Raw genomic sequence first — 15821 nt, 5'->3', positions numbered from 1 at the left:
AACTCTTAATGTTTCGGTTCTGTATTTGTTTTATCATTCCAATAAAAAATAATATTTTCTAGATATATATTATTAGCATTTATATTTATTAAAAAATAAAGACTTCACAAGGAAGCCTTTATTTTATTTATACATTCTAATCAGTAAGAATTAGAACGGAATATCGTCATCAAAATCCATTGGTGGTTCATTGGTTTGTGGTGCAGGTGCTGATGGGCGTGCGGCTGGCGCTCCACCACCACTGAATTGTTGTGCCGCTTGAGGCTGCTGTGGTTGGCCCCAACCACCTTGACCGCCTTGACCTTGTGATGGTGCATCACCGCCACGGCCACCTAACATTTGCATTGAGCCACCGATATTCACAACAACTTCTGTCGTATAACGATCTTGACCACTTTGATCTTGCCATTTACGTGTTTGCAGAGAACCTTCGATATAGACTTGTGAACCTTTTTTTAGGTATTCACCTGCTACCTCAGCAAGTTTGCCGAAAATAACGACTCGGTGCCATTCGGTTTTTTCACGCATCTCACCGGTTTGCTTGTCACGCCAACTTTCAGAAGTTGCCAGAGTCAGGTTTGCCACAGCTCCGCCGTTAGGCATATAACGGATTTCTGGATCTTGTCCTAGGTTACCGATAAGAATTACTTTATTTACGCCTCTGCTGGCCATTTATTACTCCTGATGCATTGAATTTTAATCTCTGGATTAGCCGTGAAGTTTACCACGACAGAGCTGATTTGCACCAATATTTGAAATTGAGCTTGTTAATTTGCGAAACGCTTTCCAGCTTTTAGTGAAATTTCATAGTGCTTTTGTCAGTATAGACACAAAATAATGCACACCGCATCTATCTTTTCGATAAATTCAGATCGCTGTTTTTCTGTTTTTCTGTTTTTCTGTTTTTCTGTTTCACAATTAAAATCTTACTCTAAATAGTTCAAGCTGTGGCTAGGCGGCAAGCGAAGATATCGTAGGGAGCATACAAAAGTATGTGACCTGCGTAGCTGAGAGAAGCCAACAACGCCACGGTTTGAAATATGACGAGCAGAACCTATTCTAAATAGTTCAAGCTGTGGCTAGGCGGCAAGCGAAGGTATCGCGGGGAGCATACAAAAGTATGTGACCTGCGTAGCTGAGAGAAGCCAACAACGCCACGGTTTGAAATATGACGAATAGGAAATACTGTATATCCATTCAGCCATAAATATGTGATAATAGTCTCTTGCGATTGTTCAATATCAAATCATCCGGGAAGTGGTAAATGGATAATATCGAAGTCCGCGGCGCACGTACGCATAATCTGAAAAACATCAATCTCGTCATCCCTCGCGACAAACTCATTGTTATTACTGGGTTATCTGGTTCAGGGAAATCATCTTTAGCTTTTGATACCCTGTATGCAGAGGGTCAGCGCCGTTATGTTGAATCTTTATCTGCTTATGCCCGCCAGTTTCTTTCTTTAATGGAAAAACCGGATGTCGATCATATTGAAGGGTTATCCCCTGCTATTTCGATTGAACAAAAATCCACTTCACATAACCCTCGTTCGACGGTCGGAACCATCACAGAAATTCATGACTATCTGCGATTATTATTTGCCCGTGTTGGTGAACCTCGCTGCCCTGATCACGACATACCGCTTGCAGCTCAAACTGTTAGCCAGATGGTCGATAATGTTTTGGCTCAACCCACCGATCGCCGAATGATGCTACTTGCTCCTGTCGTTAAAGAACGTAAAGGGGAGCATGTTAAGCTACTCGATAACTTGGCCAGCCAAGGCTATATCCGCGCCCGAATTGATGGGGAAGTTTGCGATCTCTCCGATCCACCAAAGCTCGAATTACAGAAAAAACATACGATTGAAGTCATTGTTGACCGTTTCAAAATTCGTGATGATATTGCTCAGCGTTTAGCCGAATCTTTTGAAACCGCGCTAGAACTATCTGGTGGTACTGCAATTGTCGCTGATATGGATGACGCAAACGCAGAAGAACTGGTTTTTTCTGCGAATTTTGCCTGCTCCGTTTGCGGCTACAGTATGGTAGAACTTGAACCTCGCCTATTTTCTTTTAACAACCCTGCTGGGGCCTGCCCAAGCTGTGATGGCTTAGGTGTTCAGCAGTTTTTTGATCCCGAAAGAGTCATCCAAAATACCGAAATCTCACTTGCCGGTGGCGCAATTCGCGGTTGGGATCGCCGTAACTTTTACTATTTCCAAATGCTAATGTCATTAGCTGAGCATTATAAATTTGATGTGGAAGCGCCTTACGACACCCTGAGCCCAGCTATCCAAAAAATTATTTTATATGGTTCAGGCAAAGAAACGATTGAGTTTAAATACCGTAATGACCGTGGCGATATCACTGTACGCCGACACCCTTTTGAAGGCGTACTCAATAATATGGAGCGCCGCTATAAAGAAACGGAATCAACAGCTGTCCGTGAAGAGTTAGCGAAATACATCAGTAACCGTCCATGTGTCTCTTGCCATGGAACGCGCTTACGTAAAGAAGCGCGCTTTGTCTTTGTTGAAAATACAACGTTGCCGGAAATCGCAGATTACAGCATTGGCCACGCAATGGAATTTTTTCAAAACCTAAAACTCACTGGTCAGCGTGCTCAAATCGCAGAAAAAGTCTTAAAAGAAATTGGCGATCGCCTGAAGTTTCTCGTCAATGTTGGGCTTAATTATCTGACTCTTTCACGTTCTGCCGACACCTTGTCCGGTGGTGAAGCACAACGCATTCGTTTAGCAAGCCAAATTGGTGCAGGTTTAGTGGGTGTGATGTATGTCCTTGATGAACCTTCAATTGGCTTACACCAACGTGATAATGACCGCTTACTTGAAACCTTGATCCACCTACGCGATCTAGGAAATACCGTGATCGTGGTTGAACATGACGAAGACGCGATCCGCGCCGCAGACCATGTGATTGATATCGGCCCTGGTGCTGGGGTGCATGGCGGGCAAATTGTTGCCCAAGGAACATTGGAAGATATTGTCGCAAACCCAGATTCACTCACGGGTAAATTTTTAAGTGGTGAGCGCAGAATTGACATCCCGCAAAAACGCGTTCCAATTAATAAAGATAAAATGCTGACCGTGTTTGGGGCAAAAGGCAACAACCTGAAAAATGTGACATTAAAAATCCCAGTCGGGTTATTTACCTGTATTACTGGTGTGTCTGGCTCGGGTAAATCAACACTGATAAACGACACGCTATTCCCTATTGCTCAACGTCAATTAAATGGCGCAACCACCATCACGCCAGCCCCTTATTTGGATGTAGAGGGCTTAGAGCACTTTGACAAAGTCATTGATATTGACCAGAGCCCAATAGGCCGGACACCACGCTCGAACCCTGCCACCTATACTGGTGTATTTACACCTGTGCGTGAGCTATTTGCTGGTGTACCTGAATCTCGGACTCGAGGTTATAACCCAGGACGTTTTAGCTTTAACGTAAAAGGTGGCCGTTGTGAGGCTTGCCAAGGTGATGGAGTCATCAAGGTTGAAATGCACTTCTTACCTGATGTGTATGTCCCTTGTGACCAATGTAAAGGTAAACGCTATAACCGAGAAACATTAGAGATTAAATATAAAGGTAAAAATATCCATGAAGTTTTGGATATGACTATCGAAGAGTCTCGTGAATTCTTTGATGCCGTACCTGCACTTGCCCGCAAGCTACAAACTTTGATGGACGTTGGTTTATCCTACATCCGTCTCGGCCAATCAGCGACAACACTCTCAGGTGGTGAAGCACAGCGTGTGAAATTAGCCAAAGAGCTGTCTAAACGCGGAACAGGGCAAACTATCTATATTTTGGATGAGCCAACAACAGGCCTGCATTTCGCTGATATCCAACAACTTTTAGTCGTTTTACATCAGCTTCGTGACCAAGGAAATACCATTGTGGTGATTGAACACAACCTTGATGTCATTAAGACAGCGGACTGGATTGTCGATTTAGGCCCAGAAGGTGGTAGTGGTGGCGGTGAAATTTTAATTGCTGGTACACCAGAAGAAGTGGCTGAGTGTGAAAAATCGCACACTGCAAGGTTCTTGAAAACGATTTTAGAACGCGGCTATTAAGTCGAAAGGCCATTAAAAATAAGTAGAAAGACCATCAGGGAGCATTTTGCTCCCTGATAATTATTACGATAGCTAAAAATTATTGGCTAACGGCGGCAAATGCTTCCACAATACGTTTAACATTATGACGATTAACACCTGCCATACAAACGCGGCCAGTTCCAACCAAGTAAACCGCAAACTCGTCTTTCAGGCGAGCCACTTGCTCTTTAGAAAAACCCGTGTAGCTGAACATACCGCGTTGCTTTAATAAGTGGTCGAAATTTTGGTTTGGTAGTGCCTTTTTCAGCTCATTAACCAGTACCGTACGCATGTCTAAAATACGTAAACGCATCTCTTCCACTTCCGCTAACCATTTAGCTTTTTCAGCGCTATTGGTTAATACCGCAGCAACAATTTTTGCGCCATTAGATGGTGGGCTAGAATATAAACGGCGAACACCCGCTTTTAGCTGACCTAACACACGGTCACGTTCATCTTGGTTTTCACAGATCACCGACAGGCCACCCGCACGTTCACCGTAGATACCAAAAATTTTAGAAAATGAATTACTGACAAACACGGGTAAACCGGCTTTGACCATCGCTCGGATAGCATAAGCATCTTCATTAATGCCTTCGGCAAAACCTTGATAAGCAATGTCTAAGAATGGGATCAGTTTGTGTTCTAATGCCACCTTAGTGACTTCATCCCATTGTGCAGGAGTAAGGTCGGAGCCTGTTGGGTTATGGCAACACGGGTGCATTAGGATGATGCTATTTGCTGGTAATTTTTTGAATGTTGCTAGCATTTCATCAAATTTAACGCCTTTGGTTTTTTCATCAAAATACGGGTAGTAATGCACTTTTGTCCCCGCGCCTGAAAAAATAGAGGCATGGTTTTCCCAAGTTGGGTCACTGCACCACACTTCGGAATCGGGATAATATTGATGTAAAAAATCGGCACCAATTTTTAACGCACCAGAACCACCAATAGTTTGGACAGTAGCGATACGTTCCTGTGCAATTAGCGGGCAATCCTCACCAAAGACTAATTTTTGTAATTCAGTACGGTAATCTTTCAAACCTTCCATAGGCAAATACAGTGATGCGCTTGCTGGCAGTTTATTTAACGCCGCTTTTGCCGTACCGACTGTTGCCAGTTCAGGGGTTTTTCCTTCACCATCATAGTAAAGACCGATACTCAAATTAATTTTATTTTCACGAGTGTCTTTATTAAATTCATCCATTAACGACAGAATTGGGTCGCCCGGATAAGCATCAACATGTTCGAACACAGGACATCTCCTAATCATTGTTTTACGCTAAATAAACCAAGCGATGATTTGCCATATTTAGCGCCATTTTTTTACGTTGTTATCTGAAAATAACCCTTTGCTGACTATTCGTCTACATATTCCATTGCAACTCTAGAGGTTAACTTCGTCAGTAACTCATAGTTTATAATGCCTGTTTGCGCGGCAATTTCTTCAACTGGCAGTTGATTTCCCCATAAAATAACGTCGTCACCCACTTTATCTTCCGCATTTAGTCCCAAATCCACCACGGTCATATCCATGGAAATTCGCCCAACAATAGGCACTTTTCGCCCATTAATTAACACCGGTGTGCCTGAAGGAACGTTACGTGGATAACCATCTCCATAGCCGATGGCAACAACACCAAGCCGCGTATCTTTATCACTGCACCATGTTTCACCGTAACCCACACATTGCCCTGCCGAATGCTCCCTAACCGCAATTAATGTTGATTTTAATGTCATCACAGGAAATAAACCGAAATCTTTTGCGCTTTTCCCTTCTTGTGGGGATGCACCATACATCATGATCCCTGGGCGAACCCAGTCATAGTGAGCTTCTGGCCACAGCAAAATTCCGGCGGAGGCGGCAATGGATTTTTCCCCCTCTTTACCAGCAATAAACTGTTTAAAACAAGTAATTTGTTTTTCAGTTGTCGGTAAATGAGGGGCATCTGCTTGGCAAAAATGGCTAACAATATTAATAGGAAGCTGAACTTGTTGGCAGCGTTGTAAACGTTGATAAAAGTCTTCGGCATCTTTCGGCAGTACACCAAGGCGGTGCATGCCTGTATCCAGTTTCATCCAAACTTTAAGAGGATAAGGTAATTTGGTGGCTTCTAACATTTCAAGCTGTTCAATACAATGGATCACGGTGTCAATCTGGTGCTCTGCCATCAACAGCAAGTCAGACTGCTCAAAAAAACCTTCTAGTAAAACAATCGGTTTTATCACGCCGTGCTGTCGTAAAAGTAGCGCCTCATTGAGTCTTGCCACACCAAAACCATCCACCAGCTCTTCTACTGCCTGACCAACCCCTACTAATCCATGACCATAAGCGTTTGCTTTAACAACTGCAATCATTCGGCTATTTGGTGCAATTTCTTTCACCCGTTGCAAGTTGTGTCGCAGAGCGCGGCGGTTTATCAATGCGGTTGCCGCTTTCATTGTTTCCTCGTTCTTTTTTCTATAAAGCCGCTAAAAATTAAGCTGCACATTGGCAGCTCAATATGTTCTCTATTTGTTATACGCTAAAAAAAACCAATTTCCATTCGATCTTGGTCGTTTAGCTTTAATACTCTAAATAGTTTGCAATATCGCTAGGCGGCAAGCGAAGATATCGCGGGGAGCATACATAAGTATGTGACTCGCGTAGCTGAGTGCAGCCAACACCGCGACCGTGTAAAATATGACGAGTATTTAGTCTTCGTCGTTATACGCAGGCCCCGCGTAATTATCAAACCGCGACCACTGCCCATTAAACGTCAACCGTACTGTACCAATCGGCCCGTTACGTTGCTTACCGAGAATGATTTCCGCAACGCCTTTGAGTTCGCTGTTATCGTGATAAACTTCATCACGGTAGATAAACATGATTAAGTCCGCATCCTGCTCGATAGACCCTGATTCACGCAAATCCGAGTTAACAGGGCGTTTATCTGCACGCTGCTCAAGACTACGGTTTAACTGTGACAACGCCACTACGGGAACATTAAGCTCTTTTGCTAACGCTTTGAGTGAGCGTGAAATTTCAGCAATTTCTAACGTTCGGTTATCAGAAAGAGCAGGAACTCGCATCAATTGAAGGTAGTCAATCATGATCAAACTTAACCCACCATGCTCACGATAAATACGACGCGCACGTGAACGTACCTCTGTGGGAGTCAAACCTGACGAATCATCGATGTACATGTTGCGTTTTTCCATCAAAATGCCCATCGTACTTGAAATTCGCGCCCAATCCTCATCATCAAGTTGCCCAGTACGAATGCGAGTTTGGTCGACACGAGATAGTGACGCCAACATACGCATCATAATTTGGTTGCCGGGCATCTCTAAGCTGAAGATAAGTACCGGTTTTTCTTCTGTCATCGCCGCATTTTCGCACAAGTTCATCGCAAAAGTGGTTTTCCCCATCGATGGACGCGCGGCCACAATAATTAAATCAGAACCTTGTAAACCTGCGGTTTTTTTATCGAGGTCTTGGTAACCTGTTGAAACCCCAGTAACGCCGTCGTGCGGTTGTTGGTAAAGTTGCTCAATTTTTTCAACAGTTTCAGACAAAATGGCTTCAATACCTTTTGGCCCTTCGTCTTTATTCGCTCTTGACTCGGCGATTTGGAATACTTTGGTTTCGGCTAAATCGAGGAGATCTTCACTGCTTCGCCCTTGTGGATCATAACCTGCATCTGCAATTTCATTAGCGACTGAAATCATATCGCGAACAATCGCACGTTCGCGGACGATGTCTGCATAAGCATTAATATTCGCCGCACTTGGCGTATTTTTAGATAGCTCAGCCAAATAAGCAAAGCCACCCACGCTATCCAATTCACCCTGTTGTTCTAGTGATTCCGATAACGTTATAAGGTCAATGGGTTTGCCTTGCTCAAGCAAAAATTGCATTTGTGAGAAAATGGTGCGATGGGGTCGGCTAAAGAAATCAGCGTGAGTCACACGTTCAGAAACGGTATCCCAGCGCTCGTTATCTAACATTAACCCCCCTAAAACAGACTGCTCCGCTTCGAGAGAATGTGGTGGAAGTTTTAACCCTTCCATTTGGTGGTCTCGTGGGGCATCCGTTTTGAAATTTGATGAGGGTTTTTTAGCCATACATTAATATCCAAGTCTATAATTAACGATCTGCGCTTAGTATACGCCAATCTTATTTTTTTGTGGTTTTCTTTGCGTCTTTGCGCAAAGTAATCACAAGATAAAATACATCACTGAAAGCACAAACCTATAATTCTTCTGATTGAAACATGGCGTTATGATAAAACGATTGTTATTGTAATTAAAATGAATAGTCCTTATTGGAGATTGTCATGGCAAAACGTATTGAATTCGCGCAACATGGCGGCGCTGACGTACTTAACTTAGTAGATTATTCCCCAGCAAACCCAGCAGATAATGAAATTCAAATAGAAAACCGTGCTATCGGGATTAACTTTATCGACACCTATGTTCGCAGCGGTTTATACCCTGTTGCTAAGCTACCAAGTGGCCTTGGTACAGAGGCGGCAGGTGTTGTTGTGAAAACTGGTGCCCATGTCACAGGTTTCAAGCCCGGTGACCGTGTCGTTTATGCGCAAGGCCCTCTAGGTGCTTATAGCGAAGTCCATAATGTCCCTGAAAGTGCCGTGGCACACCTTCCTGATGGTATTACCTTTGAACAAGCCGCAGCCAGCTCATTAAAAGGCATGACGGTTTATTATTTATTCCATCAGACATATCAACTGAAACGTGACGAAGTCTTTCTGTTCCACGCCGCTGCAGGTGGCGTTGGGTTGATAGCTTGCCAATGGGCAAACGCGCTAGGCGCTAAGATGATAGGCACGGTGGGTTCTGCAGATAAAGCGTTAAGAGCCAAAGATGCCGGAGCATGGGAAGTCATCAATTACCAAACAGAAGACATTGCAGCTCGCGTGAAAGAAATCACTCATGGCGAGAAAGTGAATGTGGCGTATGACTCTGTCGGTCAATCTACATGGCTTGCTTCTTTAGACTCACTCAAACGTCGCGGATTAATGGTGAGTTTTGGTAATGCATCAGGCCCTGTCACCGGTGTAAATTTAGGGATTTTAAACCAAAAAGGCGGATTATACGTCACTCGCCCATCACTGGGTGTCTATGTGACTAACCGTGCTGAGCTAGACCAAGCTAGTAATGCCTTATTTGATATGATTTTAAGCGGAAAAGTGAATGTAGATGTGCCGCAATCACAAATTTTTGCTTTAAAAGATGCACAAAAAGCTCACCTCACTATCGAATCAAGAAAAACCCAAGGTTCGAGTTTATTGGTTCCATAATAAGCGACTCAATATGCAAAAAGCGCCAAATGGCGCTTTTTTCCCCACATGATAGCTATTCGCCACGCGTCACAAACTCGAGAGCTTGCTCAACAACGACTAAGTCAGCCCCTTTTTTATGCGCATTTTCACTTAAATGACGACGCCACTGACGTGCGCCGGGGATACCTTGGAAAATCCCTAACATATGGCGGGTCATATGGCCTAAATAAGCGCCTTTCGATAACTCTTTTTCGATGTAAGGGTACATCGCTCTAACAGCGTCAACACCATTAGTGACAGGAAAGTGCTCACCAAACAATTGGTTATCAACCGCCGTTAAAATAGACGGGTTTTGATAGGCTTCGCGCCCCACCATGACGCCATCTAGGTGTTGAAGATGCTCTTTTGCTTCTTCCAGCGTTTTGACTCCACCATTAATCGCCATGGTCAAATGAGGAAAATCACGTTTTAATTGATAAACTCGCGGGTAATCAAGTGGTGGGATTTCGCGATTTTCTTTTGGGCTAAGGCCGGACAACCATGCTTTACGTGCATGGATAATAAACATTTCACAGCCGCCTTTATCAGAAACAGTTTCAATAAAATCACATAAAAACGCGTAGCTGTCTTGCTCATCAATACCAATACGAGTTTTTACGGTTACAGGAATAGAAACCACGTCTTGCATGGCTTTCACACAATCAGCAACAAGCTGCGCATCTCCCATTAAACAAGCACCAAAACGCCCATTTTGTACGCGATCTGATGGGCAACCTACATTTAGGTTAATTTCATCATAACCACGCTCTTGTGCCAATTTGGCACATTGCGCTAATGCGGCAGGATCGCTACCACCAAGCTGTAACGCAACAGGATGCTCTTCCTCACTAAAAGCAAGATAGTCCCCTTTTCCGTAAATAATCGCCCCTGTTGTGACCATTTCGGTATACAGCAAGGTGTTTTTGCTTAATAAGCGATGAAAATAACGGCAATGGCGATCTGTCCAATCGAGCATAGGGGCAACGGAAAATCGGTTTAGGTTGGTATAGCCTTGTTTTGAGGTATTTTGATGCATGGTGTTCTTGTGTATTAAAATCAAATGGATAGCTCCAAAAGCAAGGAGCCAAGCAAAAACAATAGGCTATTATAACATAGAGCGAACTAAGTGCGATGATGACGAAAACGAGTGGCTGGACTTGGTTAAATTAACGAAATAACCCCCGATATGAGCAATGTCATACCGAGGATTTATAAACCAATTATGTCATTTTAATACTCAGTCACGCACTATTTTTTCGCAGAAAGCAGTGCATAGCTAGTCATTAAGTTACGGTAATCAGGGATATGGTTTGAGAACAACGTTCCTAAACCTTCCACATCATTACGCCAATCACGGTGTAATTCACAAGCAGCACCAAACCAGCTCATCAGTTGAGCCCCTGCTTTTGACATTCTATCCCATGCGGCATCACGTGTTATTGGGTTAAATGTACCTGAGGCATCAGTAATAACAAAAACTTCATAGCCTTCTTCCAGTGCAGATAGTGCAGGAAATGCCACACACACTTCTGTCACAACACCGGCAATGATTAGCTGTTTTTTACCTGTGGCTTTAACCGCTTTGACGAACTCTTCGTTATCCCACGCGTTGATTTGACCTGGACGGGCAATGTAAGGCGCATCTGGAAAGGTTTCTTTTAATTCAGGAACTAATGGGCCATTAGGACCATCTTCAAAAGATGTCGTCAAAATAGTTGGTAAGTTAAAATACTTTGCCAGATCGGCTAGCGCTAACACGCTATTTTTGAATTTGTCCGGATCTTGGTCACGAACTAGCGATAACAAACCCGTTTGATGGTCAACAAGTAATACAGCTGCATTATCTTTATCTAGGCGGTTATATTTAAAGCTCATATCAACGACTCCTCAATGATTAGAAAAGTACTCTATATTGGTTCAGATAAAATAAAAGTGGCATTTAATCTACTTACTGATCCTAAAACACCACTTTTCATCAAAAATATTTCAATAAGATGAATTCACACAATTTGTTATTTGGTTTCAGCACTCATTGTGACAAAATTCCCCATACGAGCGCTGGTAATTGTATAGCTGTCTGCACCGGCTGCTTTAGCTTTAGCTGCAATTTTTGCTTCTGTTGAAGCCAGCGTATCACCTGTTGCAGTGATTGTTGCTGCTGATGCACCAAATGCAACGAAAGATAATACAGAAGCTGTCATCAAAGTTTTTAACATGTTCATAGTCTAATTCCTTCACTTAGTATTCGATGAGACAACCCTTGTTGTCTGCGATGAAGGTATCTTACGGGTAATGACATTTAGGTTAAAGCTAATAATATCGCTCATCTAATTCAATTAAATTGAACAATATGAATATAAGAGGAATAAGAAAAAGATTTATTGATGGCTAAGTGGCGAAATACATCGATCCAACCATCGATGATGAGTTAGCTATTCAACAATTCAATAATTTGCTCAGCCAATTCTGGAGTTGCAGCTGATAGCAAGTTCCACATTGAAAAAGAAACTAAGCATAACGGACAGGCTAATGGAATAACGGTGCTAAAATGCCTTATCGAGAGGAGATAAGGCACCGATACAACCTAAATTTGCTGAAGAGAAACCTCACCAAATGTCATAAAGATCAAAGTATGCCCCGCAATTCCACGGTATACCCCTTGTTGACTATTGAGTTCGCAGGTTAATGCCGTTAATTGCCATGCATCATACTCTTCGATTTGACTAATGCGGGCGGTTAATAATGTGTTGTCTTTCCGCTCGCCATAAGCTTTCACCGCGATTGCATCTTGCGTTAAAGCGTTGTCGATAGAACTGTTTGCCCAACTCCACATCCAACTACCTTGGCTTTGGTCATATGTACCAACAATTTGCACCGGCGCTGTTGCCATAAGATTATCAGGTGCATGAAATATAATGGTTCCTTCGTCTTGGTTTACTGACCAATCTGCTTCATCTAATTTCCATGTATCACAATGAAATTGGTTTTTGGCCTGTAACGCATTCATGCTACGTTCAATTAATGCCTCATAAGGCATTTGTTCTATTTCATTATCCATTGATTACCCAATATTTTTTAATGCCTTGATAATTAACTGCCAGAATTTATGATGGTCTAATTTAACGGCAACTTGAGTATGGTAATTTTCAGGAGCCGGATGGCGGAAATCAGCCACTGTCATGCCTAACGTGTGCGTTCCGGTCAGTTCAATATTCACTGGGACTTTTTGTGTGGTCATTACGCTAGGGTCAATAACATAAGCAACCGCACAAGGGTCATGTACTGGCGGCGCATCGAAGCCTTGGGCCTGCTTGTACATTTTCCCAAAGAAATCCAGTAGTTCGACGACAAACTGCGAACAATCACTGCCAATCGCAGCAATTTCATTCACCACATCAGGAGTTGCTAACGCTTGATGGGTAAGGTCTAAGCCCACCATGGTTAACGGCCATTTCTCATTGAAAACAATATGAGCCGCTTCTGGGTCAATTTTGATATTAAATTCAGCTACCGCACTCCAATTCCCAACATGATAGCCCCCACCCATCAGCACCACTTCTTTAACTCGCTCGACAATGCGCGGTTCAAGACGAGCAGCAAGCGCAATATTGGTTAATGCGCCAGTAGGCACTAAAGTTACTGTTTTAGGCGGGTGAGACATAATGGTTTCGATAATCAGTGAAACGGCATGTCGCTCATCAAGCTGCAATGTTGGTGTCGGTAGTACAGGCCCATCAAGCCCTGAATCCCCATGAATGTCAGGCGCAACTTCAATTTCCCGAACTAAAGGACGTACCGAGCCAGCAGCAAAGGGAATACCCGTAATTTTCGCTATTTCAGCGATAGCCAGTGCATTATGAGTCACTTTTTCGAGGGTTTGATTGCCAGCAACGGTTGTTACCGCCAATAATTCAATGTCAGGGTTACCATAAGCCAGTAATAACGCGATAGCGTCATCATGGCCGGGATCACAATCGAGGATTATTTTTTTGCTCATACCTTACCTTATTAAAATTGGAGTCAGAAATGGCACTGACCCCAATTTAACGAGCTAGCAAGGTAAAATCTATGCTTAATATCTGAATATTCAGAAATTTATTTTAAAACATGCGCATAGACTCGTTTTTTCTCACCTTCATTTTTTGAAATATAAACACCTTGTAACTCCGGCGCAAAACCCGGTAATGCATTAATACCAGTTTCTAGTGCCTTGAAATAGCGCAGTACTGGCCCTGACCATACTTCCCCAGGCACAACGCACAATACGCCTGGAGGGTACGGTAATGCCCCTTCAACAGCAATACGGCCTTCTAATTCATCCAATGGCAATAATTCACAGTTACCACGAATAAATTCTAAATGTGCCTGCTGAGGTGCCATTTTCACTTCAGGGAAGTGAGCTTTACGGAACATCTCTTTTTGCAGCTGTTTAATATTGTCATTAACGCTGAGCTGGTGCATTTCTTGGCATAAACGGCGTAATGTATAACCTTGATAATGTTCTTGATAACGCAGATAAACAGAAGGCAATACATCCTCTAATAACGCATCTTCATCCAATAACTGTTCGAAGCGGACTAAATGAGATACTAGCAGTTCCAGTTTTTCATGTGTTTCTGCTGGGGTTAATAAAAACAGAATTGAATTTAAGTCACATTTTTCAGGGATCACACCATGTTCACGTAAAAAGTGAGCCAGAATCGTTGCAGGAACACCGAAAGATTCATATTCTCCACTTTCAACATCAATACCCGGAGTCGTTAGCATCAATTTGCAGGGGTCAACGAAGTATTGGTCCTGTGCATAACCCTCAAATGCATGCCAACGTTCTTGCGGTATAAAGTTAAAGAAGCGCTGCTCAGCCGCGATTTGCTCCGTAGGATATTCATGCCATAACTTGCTATCTACGATTTCAGGCACAAAAGGCTTAAAATAGCGGCAGTGCTGAAATATCGATTTTCTTACCTCAATCCCCACTTTCACACAGTCCATCCACATCATTTTGCCTGCATCACCTTGGTGAATACGTGCATTGACATCTAAAGAGGCAAATAAGGGATAAAACGGGCTGGTTGACGCGTGCATCATAAACGCATTATTGAGCTTTTTGTGTGAAACAAAACGCTCTTGCCCCTTGATATGATTATCTTTTTTATGGATTTGTGACGCTTGAGAAAAACCAGCCAGTTGTTTATGAACCGACTGAGTGACCATGATCCCGGGGTCGTTCTCATTTAATTCAAGTAGCAATGGCGAGCACTGGCGCATCATGGGAATAAATTGCTCATACCCCACCCATGCGGAATCAAATAAAATGTAATCACATAAATGACCTATTTTATCAACAACTTGCCTCGCATTATACACAGTACCATCATAAGTGCCGAGCTGGATCACCGCTAAACGAAACGGGCGAGCAGCTTGGGCTTTTTCCGGCATCACTTCTTGGATGAGCCCGCGCAAATAGCTTTCGTCAAAACAATGGGCATCAATACCGCCAATAAAGCCAAACGGATTTCGAGCGGTTTCAAGGTAAACAGGAGTGGCGCCCGCTTGGATCAACGCACCATGATGGTTCGACTTGTGGTTATTGCGGTCAAACAGCACTAAGTCACCCGGTGTTAGCAGTGCATTTAACACCACTTTATTGGAGGATGACGTGCCATTTAACACAAAATAGGTTTTATCCGCATTGAAGACTTTAGCGGCAAATTTTTGGGCTTCCTTGGCTGCCCCTTCATGGATCAGCAAATCCCCCATTGCCACATCCGCATTACATAAATCGGTACGAAATAGGTTTTCACCATAAAATTGGTAAAATTGCTCCCCCGTAGGGTGGCGACGGAAAAATTGCCCGCCTTGGTGCCCCGGACAGGCAAAAGTGACATTATGACCCGCAGCATAATCCATCATTCGGGCAAAAAATGGCGGTAATAACTGCTCAAGATACTGGTTAGCAGCATCGAGCAATTGCCGACTATTTTCTTCACGAGCAGCGGGGGCGGGTGCTAATAGCGCCGTTAAATACGGGGGCAAGTTTTCATCGGTTGGCAGCTGTTTATCACTGATGATAAACAGCGGAATACTCAGCTGGCTCTCAACGACTCTTTCCCACAGCCCTTGGTTGGCATCTTGTTCAGATAACACGACAGCGGCAATATTGTTTAACTGTGCATCGCGAATATCTATCCACTGAAATTGATTAGTGAAATAGATTGCGACCCCCTGGCTACATGCCACATTGATTTTGTTCATAGCAGTCTGGCTCTTAGTTAGCTGAGGAAAAGAGGCGGACAATATACTTGATAGATCAGGGAATTGAAATGATTAGCACGGCGGCAAAAAACGGGGAGATTTAGTAAGTCGAATATTTTCTA

12 protein-coding genes are annotated in these 15821 nt (G+C 43.3%); 2 read left to right on the top strand and 10 right to left on the bottom strand.

What is annotated here, in order from left to right; translation table 11 throughout:
- Positions 1-150 precede the first annotated feature (150 nt).
- A complete protein-coding gene (locus PSE72_RS17275; RefSeq protein ID WP_109912589.1) occupies positions 151-672 on the bottom strand; it encodes a single-stranded DNA-binding protein in 522 nt (173 codons plus the stop codon).
- A 592-nt stretch (positions 673-1264) separates the two neighbouring features.
- Here PSE72_RS17275 and uvrA point away from each other — a divergent pair.
- Positions 1265-4099: an excinuclease ABC subunit UvrA gene (gene uvrA, locus PSE72_RS17270; protein ID WP_109912590.1), complete on the top strand. Its 2835-nt coding sequence runs from the start codon at positions 1265-1267 to the stop codon at positions 4097-4099.
- A 79-nt stretch (positions 4100-4178) separates the two neighbouring features.
- Here uvrA and PSE72_RS17265 read toward each other — a convergent pair whose 3' ends face one another.
- The 3 genes from PSE72_RS17265 to dnaB all read right to left on the bottom strand — a co-directional run bounded on the left by PSE72_RS17265 (position 4179) and on the right by dnaB (position 8227).
- Complete coding sequence (locus PSE72_RS17265) at positions 4179-5375, bottom strand: amino acid aminotransferase (protein WP_115166560.1); 1197 nt, start codon at positions 5373-5375, stop codon at positions 4179-4181.
- Positions 5376-5479: 104 nt separating this feature from the next.
- Positions 5480-6562, bottom strand: coding sequence for an alanine racemase (gene alr, locus PSE72_RS17260; RefSeq protein WP_115166559.1), 1083 nt, complete (start codon positions 6560-6562; stop codon positions 5480-5482).
- A 252-nt stretch (positions 6563-6814) separates the two neighbouring features.
- Positions 6815-8227 carry a replicative DNA helicase gene (dnaB, locus tag PSE72_RS17255; protein ID WP_004260904.1) on the bottom strand — a complete coding sequence of 471 codons (1413 nt, stop codon included), beginning with the start codon at positions 8225-8227 and terminating at the stop codon, positions 6815-6817.
- Positions 8228-8439: 212 nt separating this feature from the next.
- Between dnaB and PSE72_RS17250 the strand changes: the two genes are divergently transcribed.
- On the top strand, positions 8440-9423 hold the full coding sequence (locus PSE72_RS17250) for a quinone oxidoreductase (RefSeq protein ID WP_115166558.1): 984 nt from the start codon (positions 8440-8442) through the stop codon (positions 9421-9423).
- Positions 9424-9478: 55 nt separating this feature from the next.
- On the opposite strand, the gene dusA is transcribed toward PSE72_RS17250, so the two are convergent.
- The 6 genes from dusA to PSE72_RS17220 all read right to left on the bottom strand — a co-directional run bounded on the left by dusA (position 9479) and on the right by PSE72_RS17220 (position 15699).
- Entirely contained in the window at positions 9479-10480 is a 1002-nt protein-coding gene (dusA, locus tag PSE72_RS17245; protein WP_109912593.1) for a tRNA dihydrouridine(20/20a) synthase DusA, read from the bottom strand.
- A 212-nt stretch (positions 10481-10692) separates the two neighbouring features.
- Positions 10693-11319, bottom strand: coding sequence for an isochorismate family cysteine hydrolase YcaC (ycaC, locus tag PSE72_RS17240; RefSeq protein WP_004914979.1), 627 nt, complete (start codon positions 11317-11319; stop codon positions 10693-10695).
- 137 nt (positions 11320-11456) lie between these two features.
- Entirely contained in the window at positions 11457-11666 is a 210-nt protein-coding gene (locus PSE72_RS17235; RefSeq protein ID WP_109912594.1) for a YdgH/BhsA/McbA-like domain containing protein, read from the bottom strand.
- Positions 11667-12028: 362 nt separating this feature from the next.
- The gene (locus tag PSE72_RS17230) at positions 12029-12502 is read right to left on the bottom strand and encodes a DUF6882 domain-containing protein (RefSeq protein WP_115166508.1); all 474 of its coding nucleotides are present in this window, start codon (positions 12500-12502) and stop codon (positions 12029-12031) included.
- Positions 12503-12505: 3 nt separating this feature from the next.
- On the bottom strand, positions 12506-13441 hold the full coding sequence (gene uriH / locus PSE72_RS17225) for a uridine-preferring nucleoside hydrolase UriH (RefSeq protein ID WP_115166507.1): 936 nt from the start codon (positions 13439-13441) through the stop codon (positions 12506-12508).
- 98 nt (positions 13442-13539) lie between these two features.
- Positions 13540-15699: an ornithine decarboxylase gene (locus PSE72_RS17220; RefSeq protein ID WP_115166506.1), complete on the bottom strand. Its 2160-nt coding sequence runs from the start codon at positions 15697-15699 to the stop codon at positions 13540-13542.
- Between the last annotated feature and the right edge of the window lie 122 nt (positions 15700-15821).

This window comes from Providencia sp. PROV116, from assembly GCF_028482485.1.
GTDB lineage: Bacteria > Pseudomonadota > Gammaproteobacteria > Enterobacterales > Enterobacteriaceae > Providencia > Providencia rettgeri.
This window is presented reverse-complemented; position numbering and strand designations above follow the sequence as displayed.

Excerpts from the sequence above, each read along its gene's own strand:
- dnaB (WP_004260904.1), bottom strand. The coding sequence starts at position 8,227 with ATGGCTAAAAAACCCTCATCAAATTTCAAAACGGATGCCCCACGAGAC.
- PSE72_RS17275 (WP_109912589.1), bottom strand. The coding sequence starts at position 672 with ATGGCCAGCAGAGGCGTAAATAAAGTAATTCTTATCGGTAACCTAGGA.
- PSE72_RS17230 (WP_115166508.1), bottom strand. The coding sequence starts at position 12,502 with ATGGATAATGAAATAGAACAAATGCCTTATGAGGCATTAATTGAACGT.
- uvrA (WP_109912590.1), top strand. The coding sequence starts at position 1,265 with ATGGATAATATCGAAGTCCGCGGCGCACGTACGCATAATCTGAAAAAC.
- ycaC (WP_004914979.1), bottom strand. The coding sequence starts at position 11,319 with ATGAGCTTTAAATATAACCGCCTAGATAAAGATAATGCAGCTGTATTA.
- PSE72_RS17235 (WP_109912594.1), bottom strand. The coding sequence starts at position 11,666 with ATGAACATGTTAAAAACTTTGATGACAGCTTCTGTATTATCTTTCGTT.
- alr (WP_115166559.1), bottom strand. The coding sequence starts at position 6,562 with ATGAAAGCGGCAACCGCATTGATAAACCGCCGCGCTCTGCGACACAAC.
- PSE72_RS17250 (WP_115166558.1), top strand. The coding sequence starts at position 8,440 with ATGGCAAAACGTATTGAATTCGCGCAACATGGCGGCGCTGACGTACTT.
- PSE72_RS17220 (WP_115166506.1), bottom strand. The coding sequence starts at position 15,699 with ATGAACAAAATCAATGTGGCATGTAGCCAGGGGGTCGCAATCTATTTC.
- uriH (WP_115166507.1), bottom strand. The coding sequence starts at position 13,441 with ATGAGCAAAAAAATAATCCTCGATTGTGATCCCGGCCATGATGACGCT.
- dusA (WP_109912593.1), bottom strand. The coding sequence starts at position 10,480 with ATGCATCAAAATACCTCAAAACAAGGCTATACCAACCTAAACCGATTT.